The organism is Thauera terpenica 58Eu (assembly GCF_000443165.1).
Lineage (GTDB): Bacteria > Pseudomonadota > Gammaproteobacteria > Burkholderiales > Rhodocyclaceae > Thauera > Thauera terpenica.
This window is the reverse complement of record NZ_ATJV01000092.1, coordinates 83,823-99,611: the sequence shown is the minus strand read 5'-3', so window position 1 is coordinate 99,611 and position 15,789 is coordinate 83,823. Positions and strand designations below refer to the sequence as shown.

At 65.0% G+C, this 15,789-nt stretch carries 14 protein-coding genes; 9 read left to right on the top strand and 5 right to left on the bottom strand.

The window, feature by feature from the left end:
* Positions 1-111: 111 nt before the first annotated feature.
* Positions 112-825, bottom strand: coding sequence for a DUF599 domain-containing protein (locus tag M622_RS36585; protein ID WP_021250699.1), 714 nt, complete (start codon positions 823-825; stop codon positions 112-114).
* Between the two features lie 293 nt (positions 826-1,118).
* Between M622_RS36585 and M622_RS36580 the strand changes: the two genes are divergently transcribed.
* The gene (locus tag M622_RS36580) at positions 1,119-3,263 is read left to right on the top strand and encodes a dihydrolipoyl dehydrogenase family protein (protein ID WP_021250698.1); all 2,145 of its coding nucleotides are present in this window, start codon (positions 1,119-1,121) and stop codon (positions 3,261-3,263) included.
* A 96-nt stretch (positions 3,264-3,359) separates the two neighbouring features.
* Here the strand turns inward: M622_RS36580 and M622_RS36575 are convergent, their stop codons facing one another.
* Positions 3,360-4,274 (bottom strand): LysR family transcriptional regulator, encoded by a 915-nt coding sequence (locus M622_RS36575; RefSeq protein ID WP_021250697.1) that lies wholly within the window; start codon positions 4,272-4,274, stop codon positions 3,360-3,362.
* Positions 4,275-4,424: 150 nt separating this feature from the next.
* Here M622_RS36575 and M622_RS36570 point away from each other — a divergent pair, with 150 nt between their 5' ends.
* The 4 genes from M622_RS36570 (at position 4,425) to M622_RS36555 (ending at position 7,859) form a co-directional block, all read left to right on the top strand.
* Positions 4,425-5,540: an S-(hydroxymethyl)glutathione dehydrogenase/class III alcohol dehydrogenase gene (locus M622_RS36570; RefSeq protein ID WP_021250696.1), complete on the top strand. Its 1,116-nt coding sequence runs from the start codon at positions 4,425-4,427 to the stop codon at positions 5,538-5,540.
* Positions 5,541-5,594: 54 nt separating this feature from the next.
* A complete protein-coding gene (gene fghA / locus M622_RS36565) occupies positions 5,595-6,461 on the top strand; it encodes an S-formylglutathione hydrolase (RefSeq protein WP_021250695.1) in 867 nt (288 codons plus the stop codon).
* Positions 6,462-6,543: 82 nt separating this feature from the next.
* Positions 6,544-7,233 (top strand): 2'-5' RNA ligase family protein, encoded by a 690-nt coding sequence (locus tag M622_RS36560; protein ID WP_021250694.1) that lies wholly within the window; start codon positions 6,544-6,546, stop codon positions 7,231-7,233.
* Between the two features lie 11 nt (positions 7,234-7,244).
* Positions 7,245-7,859, top strand: coding sequence for a DUF2238 domain-containing protein (locus M622_RS36555; RefSeq protein WP_021250693.1), 615 nt, complete (start codon positions 7,245-7,247; stop codon positions 7,857-7,859).
* Between the two features lie 82 nt (positions 7,860-7,941).
* Here the strand turns inward: M622_RS36555 and M622_RS36550 are convergent, their stop codons facing one another.
* Positions 7,942-10,383 carry a Lon protease family protein gene (locus M622_RS36550; RefSeq protein ID WP_021250692.1) on the bottom strand — a complete coding sequence of 814 codons (2,442 nt, stop codon included), beginning with the start codon at positions 10,381-10,383 and terminating at the stop codon, positions 7,942-7,944.
* A gap of 200 nt (positions 10,384-10,583) precedes the next feature.
* Between M622_RS36550 and moaA the strand changes: the two genes are divergently transcribed.
* A complete protein-coding gene (gene moaA, locus M622_RS36545) occupies positions 10,584-11,663 on the top strand; it encodes a GTP 3',8-cyclase MoaA (protein ID WP_021250691.1) in 1,080 nt (359 codons plus the stop codon).
* A gap of 116 nt (positions 11,664-11,779) precedes the next feature.
* On the opposite strand, the gene M622_RS36540 is transcribed toward moaA, so the two are convergent.
* A complete protein-coding gene (locus M622_RS36540; protein ID WP_021250690.1) occupies positions 11,780-12,400 on the bottom strand; it encodes a YceI family protein in 621 nt (206 codons plus the stop codon).
* Between the two features lie 14 nt (positions 12,401-12,414).
* Positions 12,415-13,200, bottom strand: a complete 786-nt coding sequence (locus M622_RS36535; RefSeq protein ID WP_084520799.1) for a CDP-alcohol phosphatidyltransferase family protein — start codon at positions 13,198-13,200, stop codon at positions 12,415-12,417.
* 57 nt (positions 13,201-13,257) lie between these two features.
* On the opposite strand from M622_RS36535, the gene M622_RS36530 reads away from it, so the two are divergent.
* From M622_RS36530 to M622_RS36520, 3 genes are read left to right on the top strand one after another with little or no spacing between them, the layout of a single operon-like run.
* Positions 13,258-14,259 carry a zinc-dependent alcohol dehydrogenase gene (locus M622_RS36530; RefSeq protein ID WP_021250688.1) on the top strand — a complete coding sequence of 334 codons (1,002 nt, stop codon included), beginning with the start codon at positions 13,258-13,260 and terminating at the stop codon, positions 14,257-14,259.
* A 53-nt stretch (positions 14,260-14,312) separates the two neighbouring features.
* On the top strand, positions 14,313-14,711 hold the full coding sequence (locus M622_RS36525) for a 6-pyruvoyl trahydropterin synthase family protein (RefSeq protein WP_021250687.1): 399 nt from the start codon (positions 14,313-14,315) through the stop codon (positions 14,709-14,711).
* On the top strand, positions 14,708-15,784 hold the full coding sequence (locus tag M622_RS36520) for a glycosyltransferase family 4 protein (RefSeq protein ID WP_021250686.1): 1,077 nt from the start codon (positions 14,708-14,710) through the stop codon (positions 15,782-15,784). Before M622_RS36525 ends, M622_RS36520 begins: the two co-directional genes overlap by 4 nt.
* Positions 15,785-15,789 lie beyond the last annotated feature (5 nt).

The window sequence follows — 15,789 nt, the reverse complement described above, 5'->3', positions numbered from 1 at the left end:
TCACTGGCTCAACGTGAGCTGCCCCCATTTCAGCCATACCCGGATAACTCTGCTCCGCAGAGATGCCCTTGACACAGACAGCAGCGTGGCCCGAGTCGAAAGCGAATCGCCTCAGGCGAGCGGCTTCTTGTCTTCGCCCAGGATCTTGAGCACATCGCCGTGAAACTCCCGACCGTAAAGCACCACCACCACGACCAGGGACGCAACCAGCATGGCCAGGGGTGAGAGAAACCAGGCCATGGCCGCAAATGAAAAATAGTAGGCCCGCAGCCCGTCATGGAAGCTCTCGGCGGCGGCCTTGACCATCTCGGCGGCGCGATCGGCGTAGGTGCGCAAATCGAATTTCCCCGACACGAAGTCGCCCGGGGGTGGCATGGCACCGATCACCAGCGCCACGATGGTGTATTGGCGCATGCACCAGGAAAAGCGAAAGAATGCGAACACAAAGATGCCGATCAGCACCAGAACCTTGAACTCGAAAATGAAGGAACTGGTGGCCTGGGCAAAGGGTATTTCGCTGACGATCTCGGTGGCCTTGTCGGCCGTGCCGAGCAGCGCAAAAAGGCCACCGATCACCAGGATCGAGGTCGAGGAAAAAAACGAAGGTGTTTGTGACAGCGCCTGATTGATCAGGCCGTCAAGCATGCGCGGGTCGCGCGCAGCGGCCTCACGCATCCAGTAGACACGGTAGCGGTCGGTGGTGGAGGCGAGCGAGGGGCGGCGTTTGCCGAGTTCGCGAGAGAAGCGCCCGTAGCCCACCCACAAGGCCAGAAAAGCGACCAGCGCCAGCCAGTCGATCCAGGGCAGCAGCGCAAATATCTTCATGAGCCGGATGGACGGATAGGAAATGAATCAGATGGAAAGTTCAAGCGCGTGCTGGCAAGTATTGCACGGGTTTCTGGCTTCAGAACGCCTTTGACCCGTGCAATATCATCGGTCGCAGCCGCTCGACGGTGCGCGCGCTGGGCGCAAGTCGGCGATCAGGCGTGGATACACGCCTCCGCTCGCCGCTGCCCAAGGCAATCGTGAAGACCGATCCAAGAAATCGGCTTTCTGCTCGACCCATGAACACGCCGGCAATCCTTCAGCCCTGGTTGCAAGAACACACGGAGCACTCCATGCCGTTTCGCAAGCTGGCCTTGATGACGACGATCGGACTGGCGATCGCCGCCTTCTTCGCCTTCGATCTCGGGCAATACCTCAATCTCCAGACGCTCAAGGATCAACACGCCGCCATCGAGGCCTTTCAGGCAAACAATCCGCTGAGCAGCGTAGCGATCTACTTTGTCGTCTACGTCATCGTCACCGCCCTCTCCTTTCCCGGTGCGGCCTTGCTCACGCTCGCCGGTGGTGCGATGTTCGGGCTGCTGTGGGGCACGGTGATTGTCTCCTTCGCCTCCAGCATCGGCGCCACCCTCGCCTTTCTGATGTCGCGTTTTCTGCTGCGCGACTGGGTGAGCCGGCGCTTTGGTCAGCGCCTGGCGGCAATCGACGAGGGCGTGAAGCGCGAAGGCGCCTTCTATCTGTTCACCCTGCGACTGGTGCCGGCCTTTCCCTTCTTCCTGGTGAACCTGCTGTTCGGCCTCACCGGCATGAAGACACAGGTCTACTACTGGACCAGTCAGGTCGGGATGCTGGCTGGCACCGTGGTGTACGTGAATGCCGGCACGCAACTGGCCAAGCTGGACTCCCTGTCCGGCATTCTCTCGCCAGGCCTGCTCGGCTCATTTGCCCTGCTCGGCTTCTTTCCGCTGATTGCGCGCAGGCTGGTGGAGATCGTGCGCATGAACAAGGTATTCGCCAAGTGGAAAAAGCCGGCGCGCTTCGAGCGCAACATCGTCGTCATCGGCGGCGGTAGCGCCGGCCTGGTCACGTCCTACATCGCTGCCGCGGTCAAGGCCAAGGTCACCCTGGTCGAAAAGCACATACTGGGTGGCGATTGCCTGAACACCGGCTGTGTCCCCTCGAAGGCACTGATTCGCTCGGCCAAGTTCCTGTCGCATGTCACCCGCTCGCAGGAATTCGGCATCGCCTCAGCCAGCGTCCAGTACGCGTTCTCCGATGTCATGGAGCGCGTACAGGCGGTGATCAAGACCGTCGAACCCCATGATTCGGCCGAGCGTTACACCGAACTGGGTGTTGATGTGGTGCACGGCAGCGCGAAAATCGTCTCGCCCTGGGAGGTCGACATCACCCAGGAAGGCGGCAACATCCAGCGCCTGACCACGCGCAGCATCGTGATCGCGACCGGCGCACGGCCCTTCGTGCCACCCATCCCCGGTATCGAAGAAGTCGGCTATCTGACCTCGGACGATGTGTGGGATTTGCGCGAGCTGCCCAAGCGCCTGGTGGTCCTGGGCGGGGGTCCGATTGGTGCGGAACTGACCCAGGCGTTTGCACGTCTCGGCGCCAAGGTCACGCAGGTGGAAATGGCGCCGCGCATCCTGATTCGAGAAGACCCGGAAGTTTCCGAACTGGTCACCCAACGCTTCCGTGCGGAAGGGATCGGGGTACTGCTCAATCACCGCGCCAAGCAGTTCATCATCGACAAGGGCGAGAAGATCCTGATTGCTGAACACGAAGGACAGGATGTGCGGATTGCCTTCGATGCCGTGCTCGTGGCCGTTGGCCGCGCCGCCAATCTCACAGGCTTCGGTCTGGAAGAACTGGGCATTCCGACCGCTCGTACCGTGGACACCAACGAATTTCTGCAGACCAACTATCCGAACATCTACGCCGCGGGCGACGTTGCCGGTCCTTTCCAGTTCACCCATACCGCCGCCCATCAGGCCTGGTATGCCGCGGTCAACGCGCTGTTTGATCCCTTCAAGAAATTCAAGGCCGACTACTCAGTGATCCCGTGGGCCACCTTCGTCGAGCCGGAGGTCGCGCGCGTTGGCCTGAACGAACTGGAAGCGAAGGAAAAAGACATTCCCTACGAAGTGACGACCTACGGCATCGACGAGCTTGACCGCGCGATTGCCGACAGCGAGGCACATGGCTTCATCAAGGTGCTGACCGTGCCCGGCAAGGACAAGATTCTCGGCGTGACCCTCGTTGGCGAACACGCCGCTGACCTGATCGCCGAATACGTGCTGGCGATGAAGCACGGCATCGGGCTCAACAAGATCCTCGGCACCATCCACATCTACCCCACGCTGGCCGAGGCCAACAAGTACGTCGCGGGCAACTGGAAGAAGGCGCATGCGCCGCAGAGATTGCTGGCCTGGGTAGAGCGCTTCCATGGCTGGCGTCGGGGGTGAGATCGTAGCCGCCCGCTGTTGGTGATCGCCAGAACTGGAGTCCGCGCCGCAAGGACTCGTTTCTGCCTGGAGATTGCCAGGCGACGCCGCTCCCGATCAGCGCTGCAAAAAGCTTGGCGCAGCGGCGGACAGATGCTCCACCAAGCCATCGAACACCAAGCGAATGCGCGCGGCGACCGGGCCGCGCTGGGGTCGATATACCGACAGGCTCCAGGGCTCGGGCCGCAGTTCAGGCAGCACTTCGACAAGCCGCCCTGCGCGCAGATGCGGGTTGGCGAGGAAGGCGGCCAATTGGCCGAAGCCAATACCCGCCACCACGGCATCGGCTTCGGCGCGCGTATCGTCGGTGGCAAAGGCCGGCGTGCGTGCAAGCCATTGTTGCCCGCGGCTGAGAAACCAGGCCCAGGGCCTGCCGGTGTTGGGATCGATGGCGACGGTGGTCGGCCGCTCGGCCAGCGCCTGCAGCGTGTGCGGCTCACCCACGCGGGCGATCAAGGCGGGCGAGCCCACGATGTAAAACGGCACTTGCGCGACCGCACGCGCAACGAAACGACTGTCGCGCATGAAGCCGACGCGGATACCGATGTCGATCTGCTCATCCACGACATCGGCAAACTGGTCGGACAGGCGCAGATCGAGCTGCAAGCCGGGGTGCTGGCCACAGATTCTGGCCAGAGCCGGAATCAGATAGTCCTGCTCCAGTGCCCGCGGCGCGGTAATACGGACCAGTCCGGACAAGCCGCTGTCCTGCTCCTGCCCGCTCTTGAGAAAGAGCCCGTCCACCGTGCGCAGGCCGATCCGTGCCCGCAGCGCCAGTTGCTCGCCAAATTCTGTAATTCGGGTGTGCCGCGTATTACGATGGAAGAGCAGTTCGCCGACATGCCCTTCAAGCTCCTTCACCGCCCGCGTCACCGCCTGCGGCGAAACGCCGAGACGGGTCGCGGCTTCCTTGAAATTGCGCGCCTCGGCTGCGGTGCAAAAGATTCTCAACATTTCCAGGCGGTTCAACATCAGGCTTTTCCAACTACAGGAGGTTCAGCGAGTATTCCATAAAATGGAATTCTAAAATCAAAAACAATTCATTTATTGGATCAATCAGTCTTGCAATACTGCACAACGCCGCGCACCCACTGCGCACACCTTTTTTAAGGAAACTCTGCCATGTCCATCAAATCCCGCGCCGCCGTGGCCTTCGCCGCCAATGAACCGCTGCAGATCGTCGAAGTGGACGTCGAGGCGCCGAAAAAGGGCGAAGTGCTGGTGCGCATCGTCGCCACCGGCGTCTGCCACACCGACGCCTTCACCCTGTCGGGCGATGACCCCGAAGGTATCTTCCCGTCCATCCTGGGCCATGAAGGCGGCGGCATCGTCGAGGCCATCGGCGAAGGCGTCACTTCGCTCGAAGTCGGCGACCACGTCATTCCGCTGTACACGGCCGAATGCCGCGAGTGCAAGTTCTGCAAGTCGGGCAAGACCAACCTGTGCCAGGCGATACGCGCCACCCAGGGCAAGGGCCTGATGCCGGACGGCACCACGCGCTTCTCCTACAAGGGCCAGCCGATCTATCACTACATGGGCACCTCGACCTTCTCCGAGTACACCGTGGTGCCGGAAATCTCGCTGGCGAAGATCCCCAAGGAAGCACCGCTGGACAAGGTCTGCCTGCTGGGCTGCGGCGTGACCACCGGCATTGGTGCGGTGCTCAACACCGCCAAGGTGGAAGAAGGCGCGAGCGTGGCGATCTTTGGCCTGGGCGGCATCGGCCTGGCGGCGATCATCGGCGCGAAGATGGCCAAGGCCTCGCGCATCATCGTGATCGACATCAACCCGGCCAAGTTCGAGATCGCAAAAGAGCTGGGCGCGACGGACTTCGTCAACCCGAAGGACTACGACGAGCCGATCCAGGACGTCATCGTCGAGCTGACCGATGGCGGCGTGGATTACTCCTTCGAGTGCGTGGGCAACGTCAAGCTCATGCGCGCGGCGCTCGAATGCTGCCACAAGGGCTGGGGTGAATCGGTCATCATCGGCGTGGCCGGCGCGGGCCAGGAGATCAGCACCCGCCCCTTCCAGCTCGTCACCGGCCGCGTCTGGCGCGGCAGCGCCTTTGGCGGCGTCAAGGGGCGCACCGAATTGCCGAGCTACGTGAACAAGGCACAGAAAGGCGAGATCCCGCTCGACACCTTCATCACCCACAACATGCCGCTGGAGGACATCAACAAGGCCTTCGATCTGATGCACGAAGGCAAGAGCATCCGCACTGTCATCCACTTCTGATGCACGGCTGCAGGGGGGCTGCAAGGCCCCTGCAGCCTTCAATGGAGCTTCGTCATGAACTTTGAAACCCTGAGCACAACGCGCTGTTTTGACGGCGAATTGAAGCGCATTCGTCATCGCGCCGACACGCTGGACTGCGACATGACCTTCTCCATCTACCTGCCGCCGCAGGTAGCGCAGGGTGAGGAGCGGCCGGTGCTGTACTGGCTGTCCGGTCTGACCTGCACCGACCTGAATTTCATCGAAAAGGCCGGGGCGCAACGCCTGGCCGCCGAGCTAGGCCTGATCCTGGTGGCGCCGGACACCAGCCCGCGCGGCCCCGACGTGCCCGACGACCCGGAAGGCGCCTGGGACTTTGGTCTGGGCGCAGGCTTTTATGTCAATGCGACGCAGGCACCATGGTCCAAGCACTACCACATGTACAACTACGTGGTGCATGAACTGCCCGCACTGATCGAAGCCAACTTTCCCGCCACCAACCAACGCAGCATCAGCGGGCACTCGATGGGCGGACACGGCGCGCTGGTCTGCGCCCTGCGCAACCCCGGGCGCTACCAGTCGGTCTCGGCGTTCTCGCCCATCGTCAATCCGATGCACTGCCCCTGGGGCGAAAAAGCCTTCTCCCACTATCTCGGCGAAGACCGCAGCCAGTGGCAACAATGGGATACCTGCGAATTGATCGCCACCGCCAGCGAGCGCCTGCCGCTGCTGATCGACCAGGGCGACAAGGACGGCTTTCTCACCGAACAGCTCAAGCCCGAGCTGCTCCGGGCCGCCGCCGCCGCCGCCGGCCACCCGCTGACGCTGAGGATGCAACCCGGCTACGATCACAGCTACTACTTCATCGCCAGCTTCATCGACGATCACCTGCGTCACCATGCCAAGGCGCTGGATGGCGCAGAGGCGCCGCAGGCACGATAAGCATCGCATGGCGGCGCCTGCTCAAGCGCTGCGAATGGAAGACTTTTGTCCATGAACGAAGCCGCGGCCCATCCAGGCAGCCATGCAAGACACCCTCAGCCCATCCAGCGCCAAAACCATCCGCAACGTTCAGCGCGACTTCCCCGAGTGGCACCTCGGCCGGCCGCACTATCTGTTGTGGGCGCTGGATGTGGACCTGGAACCCGTACGCCAGCGCGTGGCGGCGGCGCAGCGTCACCTGTCCACGCGGCTGCTCGCCGGTTACGTGCGCGAGCCTCACATCACCCTCAGCCTGTGCGGCTTTCCGAGCGCGGCTCCGCGCCAGCTCGATGACTTCGGTGCCGAAATCCTGCACCAGCAGATCGAGGCCTTGCATCGGCTGCGCCCACAAGCGTTCACGATAGCGATCGGCGCCCTGGACGGCTTCAGCTCCGCGCCCTACCTCAGCGTGGCCGACGACGGCGGGCACATCGAGCGCCTGCGCACCAGCCTGGACCTGTGCCCACATCCGCTTGCGCGCACCGATTACCGGCCCCACGTCACCATTGGTCTGTATGCCGATGCCTGGTCCCTGGCGCAGATCGAGGCCGAGCTGGCCCGCTTCGCGCCGGGCGCACCACTCCGTGTCGAGGTCTCGCGCCTCAGCCTGTTCGCCTACGCCAGCGCACAGATCGGCGGCCGCTTGACGCGGGTCGCCGATTTCGACTTCGCCACCACGCCACCCGCGCTGCTCACGCAGCAGACGGGCATACTGCCGTTTTCCTGGCCATGACGGGTTTCCCGATGAGCTTGCGCGTCGCCCTGCTGACCCTCGTCCTCGCCGCGCTCGCCGTGTCCAGTCTCGCGCCCCACGACCGCGGGATATGGTGGGCCGAGGTGATGCCGGTGCTGATCGCCCTGCCCATCCTGGTCGCCACCGCCCGTCGCTTTCCACTCACACCCCTCAGCTACGCTCTGATCGCCTTCTTTTCACTGATCCTGATCATGGGCGGTGCCTACACGTATTCGCGCGTGCCGCTCGGCGCCGTCGTGCAAGAGATGTTCGAACTGGCGCGCAACCCTTACGACCGCTTTGGCCACTTCTTTCAGGGCCTCACACCCGCCATCCTCGGTCGCGAACTGTTGCTGCGCACCTCGCCACTGCGGCCTGGAAAATGGCTCTTCTGCGTCGTGACGCTGAGCTGCCTGGGCATCAGCGCCATTTACGAACTGGTGGAATGGGCAGCCGCCGTGTTCTGGGGCGACGGCTCGGTGGAGTTCCTTGGCATGCAGGGCGACCCATGGGACGCCCAGGCCGACATGATGATGGCACTCCTGGGAGCGCTCGCCGCACAGGCCTTGCTCGGCCCCTGGCACGACAGACAACTGGCACGGATGCAGAAGGCGAGGAACCGGTAAGGGTGTGCACAAACGACAGTGCCGCGATCGACCTGCGTATCGCGGCACTGTCCTTATTGGAACAACCCCAGGATCAGCCCCCTCAGGCGCCGTGACGCCGTCTATGCTGGCGCGATCCGGCCAAGCCTTCGATATCGGCATGGGCGTGACGTGCTGCCGTCATCTCCGCGAGCACGGTGGCCACCTTGTGGTTGAGCGTGCCTTTCGGGATGACCCCCTTCGCATCGGGCTCGCCCGCGGGCACACCGGTGAGCACGGTCATCGCGTCATCGACGGTCTTCACCGCATAGATGTGGAACAGCCCCGCGGCCGCGGCCTGCACCACGTCCTCGCGCAGCATCATGTGGCGCACGCTGGCGGCGGGGATGACCACACCATGTCTGCCATCCAGCCCACGCGCCTTGCACAGTTCGTAGAAGCCCTCGATCTTCTCATTGACGCCGCCGATCACCTGCACCTCGCCGAACTGGTTCACCGAGCCGGTGATCGCAAAGCGTTGCTGGATGGGGATCTGCGTCAGCGCCGAGAGCAGCGCACACAACTCCGCCAGTGAAGCGGAGTCACCCTCGACCGGCGCATAGGACTGCTCGAATGCCAGGCTTGCCGACAAGGACATCGGCTGGTGGCGCGCATAGCGTGAGGCGAGAAAGGCCGACAGGATGAGCACGCCCTTGGAATGGATGGCGCCACCGAGCTCGGTCTCACGCTCGATGTCGACCACATCGCCCTCGCCCAGGCGCACCGTGGCCGTGATGCGCACCGGGTGGCCAAAACGCTCGCCCGCGAGTTCGACCACCACCAGACCGTTGATCTGGCCAGCGCGCTCGCCCTCAGTGGAGATCAGCGTCGTGCCTTCGAGAATGGATTCACGCACCCGGGTGGGGTAACGGCTGGAGCGGCGCGCGCGCGCCTCGAGCGCGGTCTCGACCTCAAGCTTGCCCGTCATCGCCAGCCCCTTCAGGCGGCTATGGTGGTCGGCCTCGCGCATCAGGTCCGACAACATGCGCGTGTTCAGCGACAGCCTGCCCGCGTCCTCAGCCAGCCGCGAAGCCTCTTCCACCAGACGCGCCACGCCGCTGCGGTCGATCGGCAGCAGCTTGGCGCTGTGCACCAGCAAGGCCATCAGACGCGCATAGTCACATTCATTTTCCGGTGTACGCGGCAGATCGTCATCGAAATCGGCCGCCACCTTGAACAGCTCGGCAAACTCGGGATCGTTGTCCATCAACAGGTAATACATGTCGCGATCGCCGACCAGCACCACCTTCAGCGCACTCGACACCGCCTCGGGCTCCAGCGTCAGCGTGCCACTCCAGCTTTGTGCCTCGGCTGGTGGCTCGATGCGGATCTCGCCCGCGCGCAGGCAGCGCTTGAGCCCTTCCCAGGCGTAAGGCTGGGTGAGCAGACGCTCGGCATCGATGACCAGATAGCCGCCATTGGCGCGATGCAGCGCCCCCGCGCGGATCAAGTTGAAGTGGGTGACCTGATTGCCCTGATGCACGACGTGCTCGATGCGGCCGATCAGGTTGCCATAGCCGGGGTTGTTCTCGAACACCACCGGCGCCCCCTGCGAGGCGGAATGGTCGACCAGCAGCTTGACCTGATAGCGCTGATAGCGCGAGGTCTCTTCAGCCTCGGTGCTGTCCTCGTCCTCTTCGTCGAGCATGGTGCCGCGGATCGCGCTGTCCAGCACGTCCTTTTCCACCGCATCGAGAAAGGCCAGCACCTCGGGCAGGTCGGCGTGGACCTCGCGCACTTCGCGCAGCAGGTGCGACAGCGCCGGGCCGAGCACCTCGGTCTCGGCACGCTCGATCGATTCGCGCACCGCCTTGCGCCAGCCGGGGAAGTCGTTGAGCAGGTCTTCGAGCTTTTCGCTCCACACCGTGACACGCGCCTCGATGGCGGCACGCTCGTCTGCGGGCAGCGCCTCGAAGGCCTCGGGCGACATCACCTCGCCTTCCCGTGTGGGCGCAAACACGAAACCCTCGGGAGTCTGCAGCAGGGAGATGGCCTCGGCCGCACAGCCTTCACCGATTTCGCGCAGCGCGGCTTCTTCACGCGTCTTGTGCGCATTTTGCAGGGCCTCGACGCGATCGGCGTGCGCATCACTGTCCAGCGCCGCACCCAGTGCCGGACCCAGTTCGCGGATGAAGGTCTGCATGTGGGCACGCAAGGTGATGCCCCGCCCCGCGGGCAGGGTCAGCAGCCTGGGCCTGAGCGCCTCGACGAAGTTGTGCAGGTAGCACAGGTCCGGCGGCACCGGCTCGGTGCTGGCGCGCTCGCGCAGCAGGCGAAAGGTGGTGGCATGCTTGCCACTGCCCGGCTCGCCGAGCACAAAGACGTGATAACCACTGTGGCCCATGGCGAGACCGAATTTGATCGCCTCGACCGCCCGCGCCTGACCGAGGTCGCCGGCATGGCCACCGCTGGGGTCGTGAAGGGAGTCGGTGCTGTCGAAGCTGAAGCAGCTGGGGTCGCAGTAAGTACGCAGTGCCGATGCCGGCAGGGCCACGGGTTCGGCCATCGTTGTTGTTCTCCAGAAGCCGGGTTCGATCCGGAGGCGAATGATACACCGCGGCTCCGGGCGCCCCGGGCACCATGCTCAGCGCTGATGGTCGAAGAAGCACGTACGCGCGGCGATGGCAAATGGCATTCCTTGACCTGTGTTATTGCATCAGCCGGTGCTGCTGCCGATAATCCTCCCACTCCACATGCTGGCCGAACATGAAAGTGATCCCCATCCACGAGCTCGCTGCCCCGATCCACGGCGCTGCGACGACGCACATCCCGGGTGCTGGCGAAGCCTTCTTTGACCGCCGCGGTCGCGGCCTGCGCGACCTGCGCATCTCGGTGACGGATCGCTGCAACTTTCGCTGTGTGTACTGCATGCCGCGCGCGGTGTTCGATGACAGCTACAACTTCCTGAACCGGCGCGAGCTGCTCAGCTTCGAGGAAATATTGCGCGTTGCACGCTTGTTCGTGGATCGTGGGGTGAAGAAGATCCGCATCACCGGCGGCGAACCGCTGCTGCGCAAGAACATCGAACGCCTGATCGAGATGCTCGCTCGCCTCGACGGCGTGGAGGTGACACTGACCACCAACGGCGTGCTGCTGCCCAAAATGGCGCGCACGCTCAAGGATGTCGGCCTGCAGCGCGTCACGGTGAGCCTGGATGCGCTCGACGATGCGCTGTTTCGCCGCATGAACGACGCCAACTATCCGGTGGCGAAGGTGCTCGAAGGCATCGCCGCCGCGCACGCGGCCGGCCTAGGGCCGATCAAGGTCAACATGGTGGTCAAGCGCGGCACCAACGATGGCGACATCGAGGCGATGGCAAGTCATTTTCGCCACAGCGGCCACATTCTGCGTTTCATCGAGTTCATGGACGTGGGCGCATCGAACGGCTGGAACATGGGCGAGGTGCTGCCCTCGCAGGACATCATCACCCGCATCGACCGCCTCTACCCGCTGCAAGCGGTGGACCCCAACTACAGCGGGGAAGTCGCCGAGCGCTGGCGTTACCGGGACGGCGGCGGCGAAATCGGTGTCATCTCTTCCGTCACCCAGGCCTTCTGCGCCACCTGCACCCGCGTCCGGCTGTCGACCGAAGGCAAGCTCTACACCTGCCTGTTCGCTCAGCACGGCCACGACTTGCGCAGCCTGCTGCGCGCCGGTGCGGATGACGCTGCAGTGGACGCGGCCATCGCTCAGGTGTGGCAAAACCGCGATGACCGCTACTCCGAGATCCGCACCGCAGAAACGGCAGCACGGCAGAAAATAGAGATGTCCTACATCGGCGGCTGAGTGCGCGCACCGCGGGTTCGAGCGCCGTCCGGTCGTGACGCAAGGGCAGCGGGCAGACGCACGTCTGCCCGCTGCCGCGAAAACCCTGCCCTGCTCCCCTGCCTTATTCCCCTGCCTTATTCCCGATTGGCCTCGAATTCGAACACCAGCTTGACCTCATCGCCCACCATGGGCGGCTCGACGGCGTAGCTCATGCCCCACTGGCTGCGCTTGATCGTCGTGCTCGCCGACACCCCAAGGGTGTGCTTGCCGTGACCCATGGGGTAGTCAGCGGCCTTGTTGAGGACGACATCAAGCACCACCGGATGCGTCTGTCCGCGTAGTGTCAGCTTGCCCGCGAGGCGCCCGCCCTGGTCCGAAGTAGGCTCGAAGGCGTCGGCCACAAAGACGATTTCCGGGTGGGCTTTTGCCGCAAGAAAGTCGTCGTCGCGCACATGCTTGTCGCGCGCGTCGTGGTTGGTGAACACGCTCTTCGCGTCAACCACCACCCGCCCTGCACTGAGCACGCGCGTCTTTTCGTCGTACACAAAGCTGCCGCGCGCCTTGAGGAAGAGCCCCAGGGTATCCGCGAATCCCAGATGGCGGATGCTGAAGGAGATGCCGAAGTGCTCCGCATCAATCTGGTAGGTGTGCGGCTCGGCGTGAGCGCTGCCGGCACCGGCCAACATGACCAGCGCGCTTGCAATGCCGACCAGCGCGCCACGGCGCGGACGGGAAAAACACTGTGCTGCATGCATGGTTCAAGCCTCCATCAAGGAAATGATCCGACGGCGCTCACTGCGCGCTGACGATGCAGCCAGCGCACATCAAGCGCGAACGACCACACCAGCAGCGCCAGTGCGGCCCACAACAAGAACAGCGCAAAGCCGCCGCGCACCCCGGGCAGCAGGCACACCAGCAAGCTTCCGACCTGCCACACGCACACCGCCTTGCGCCGCTGGCTGGGCGGCAGGGGCGCGGCCAGCCACGGCCACGGCCGCATGGCCAGCACGAACAGGTAACGCATGGCGCCGATCGCAAACACCCACACCCCCGCCCTGTCCAGCACCCACAGCAAGGCACACAAGACCAGGATCAGAAAGGCGTCGAGCTCCATGTCGAAGCGCGCGCCGAACTCGCTCACGCACCGCCAGCGCCGCGCCGCCCAGCCATCGACGCCGTCCAGCACCAGCGCCACCAGCGCCATCAGCGCCAACACCCCGGTGTGGGGCGCCAGCGCCGGGAACCCGGCGCTGGCCCCGGCCAGCACCGCCACCACGAGCGCGCGCCCCAGGGTGATGCGATTGGCCACGCCCAAGGATTGACTCTGGTCCGGCCAGTGCCTGAGGAGCAGCACGACCATCCCAGCATAGACGAGCACTGCCCACATCACACTCAGGCCGGGCAATCCGATCACCACCACCAGAGCGGCCAGCACCAAGGCCAGCACCACCATGCCGACCGCCAGTTCGAACCGAACGGGCGCAATAGCGCTGGCGCGCGCGGCGACGGGGCGAGCGGGGACAGTGCCGGGCGGAGACACGTTATGCTTGTTCATCTTCGCTCGGACCGTCTGCCACGATGCAGGTTTCGACAATTTTCCCGGATCTCCTGCATGCGCACTTCCAAGCTCCTCTCCGACCCCCTCGCATTCTGGACCGTCGCTCCCGGCCGCGGCGAGTTGCGCCGTGAGACGCTGCCGCCGCTGCGCGACGGAGATGTCCTGGTGCGCAGCCTGTACAGCGCCATCAGCCGCGGCACCGAGAGCCTGGTGTTCCGCGGCGAGGTGCCGCCCAGTGAATATCAACGCATGCGCGCGCCCTTTCAGCAGGGCGACTTTCCGGCGCCGGTGAAGTACGGCTACATCAACGTCGGCGTGGTCGAGGCCGGCTGCGGCGCGCAGGCCCAAGCCCTCGTCGGGCGGCGTGTGTTCTGCCTGTACCCGCATCAGCAAGCCTATGTCGTGCCCGCCACCGCGGTGGTGGCACTGCCCGACGCCGTACCGAGCGCACGCGCGGTGCTCGCCGCCAACCTCGAGACCGCCATCAACGCGGTCTGGGACGCCTCACCCACACTCGGCGATCGCATCGCGGTGGTCGGTAGCGGTGTGCTCGGTGCGCTGGTGGCGTGGCTGTGCGCGCGCATTCCCGGTACCGAGGTGGAGCTGATCGACCTCGACCCCTCACGCGCGGCGCTGGCCACGGCCTTGGGCGCAGGCTTCGCCCTGCCCGACGGCGCGCGTGGCAATTGCGACCTCGTCATCCACGCCAGCGGCGCGCCGGCCGGGCTGGCGCGCGCGCTCGAGCTCGCCGGCGACGAAGCCACGGTGCTGGAAATGAGCTGGTACGGCCAGCGCAGCGTGGCGCTGGCGCTGGGCGAGGCCTTTCATGCCCGCCGTCTGACGCTGCGCTCGAGCCAGGTCGGGCGCTTGCCGCCGCGCCAGGCGCCACGCTGGACCTACCGCCGGCGTATGGAACTTGCGCTGTCCTTGCTCGTCGATAGCCTGCCTGATGTCTTGATCAGCGGCGAGAGCGACTTCGCCAGCCTGCCCGACACCTTGCAGCGCCTGTCCAGCGCACCCGCGGGCGCGCTCTGTCACCGCATCCGTTACGCCTGACTTAGCACGCCTGACCCCTCACCCCTGATTCACTAGCCCTGCGAGAACCCCGCATGTACGCACTCACCGTTCGCGACCACATCATGATCGCCCACAGCTTCAAGGGCGAAGTCTTCGGCCCGGCCCAACGCCTCCACGGTGCGACCTACCTCATCGACGCCTGCTTCAAGCGCAGCGAACTGGACGCAGACGCTCTGGTGGTCGACATCGGCCTCGCAAGCGAGGCCTTGCGCAGCGTGCTGGCCGGGCTCAACTTCCGCAACCTCGACGACGAACCGGCTTTCGCCGGCAAGAACACCACCACCGAGTTCATGGCACGGGTGATCTTCGAGCACATGGCGGCGGCGATCAAGGATGGCCGCCTGGGCGAAGGCGGACGCGGTCTCGAGTACCTGCAGGTGACCCTGCACGAATCCCACATCGCCTGGGCGAGCTACGAAGGCGCGCTGTGAGCGCTCTGATTGCGCATCCCGAACTGCACCTCATCGTCGCCGGCGACCCCGGCCAGCGCACTGGCGGTTATCTCTACGACGCCCACATCGTCACCCAATTGCGCCGCCTGGGCTGGCAGCTCACGGTCAAGGGGCTGGCTGGCCACTTCCCCGCCGTCGATGCGCAGGCACGGCAGGCGATGGATGCCGCTCTGTCGACGCTGGCGGAGGACAGCCTCGTCCTCATCGACGGCCTGGCCCTGGGTGGTCTGCCCGAAGTGGTCGTGCCGCACGCCAGGCGACTGCGCCTTCTCGCGCTCGTGCATCACCCCCTGGCCGACGAAGGCGGACTCGCCCCAGCGCAGCAGCTGCGCGTCGAAGCGCTCGAGCGTGAAGCCCTGAGCGCGATGCGCGGCGTGATCACCACCAGCCACTTCAGCGCGCGCCGCGTCGCCCGGATGGGGCTTGCCGACGTCCGCATCGAGGTGGTCGAGCCGGGCGTGCAGGCGCGTCCGCTCGCGGCGGCCGATCACAGCCCAGCACGCCTGCTGTGCGTCGCCAGCCTGACCCCGCGCAAGGGCCACGACCTGCTGGTCGAAGCGCTGTCCCTGGTTGCCGAGCTCGACTGGCAGTGCGACTGTATCGGCAGCCTCACGCGCGATGTCGAACATGCCGAGCGTGTGCGCGGCGCCATCGCGCACCACGGTCTGGGCGAGCGCATCCACTTGTGGGGCGAGCTCGACGATGCGGCGCTGCATGCCGCTTATACCGCCGCCGATCTGTTCGTGCTGCCCTCGCACTACGAAGGCTATGGCATGGTCATCACCGAGGCCGTGGCCGCTGGCCTGCCCGTGCTGTGCACCACCGGCGGCGCGCTGCGCCACACCCTGCCGCCTGAAGCCGGCATCGCCGTCCCCGCGGGCGATGTACCAGCCCTCGCGGCCGCCCTGCGCCATCTGCTCAGCCACCCCGAGGCACGCTTCGCCTTGCGCGACGGCGCCCGCCGTGCGCGCCCGCAGCTCACCGACTGGGTGCAAGCCGGCCGCCAGTTTGCCGTCGCCCTCGAGCGCCTGTCCACACCCTCCGGCCCCTGAGTCCC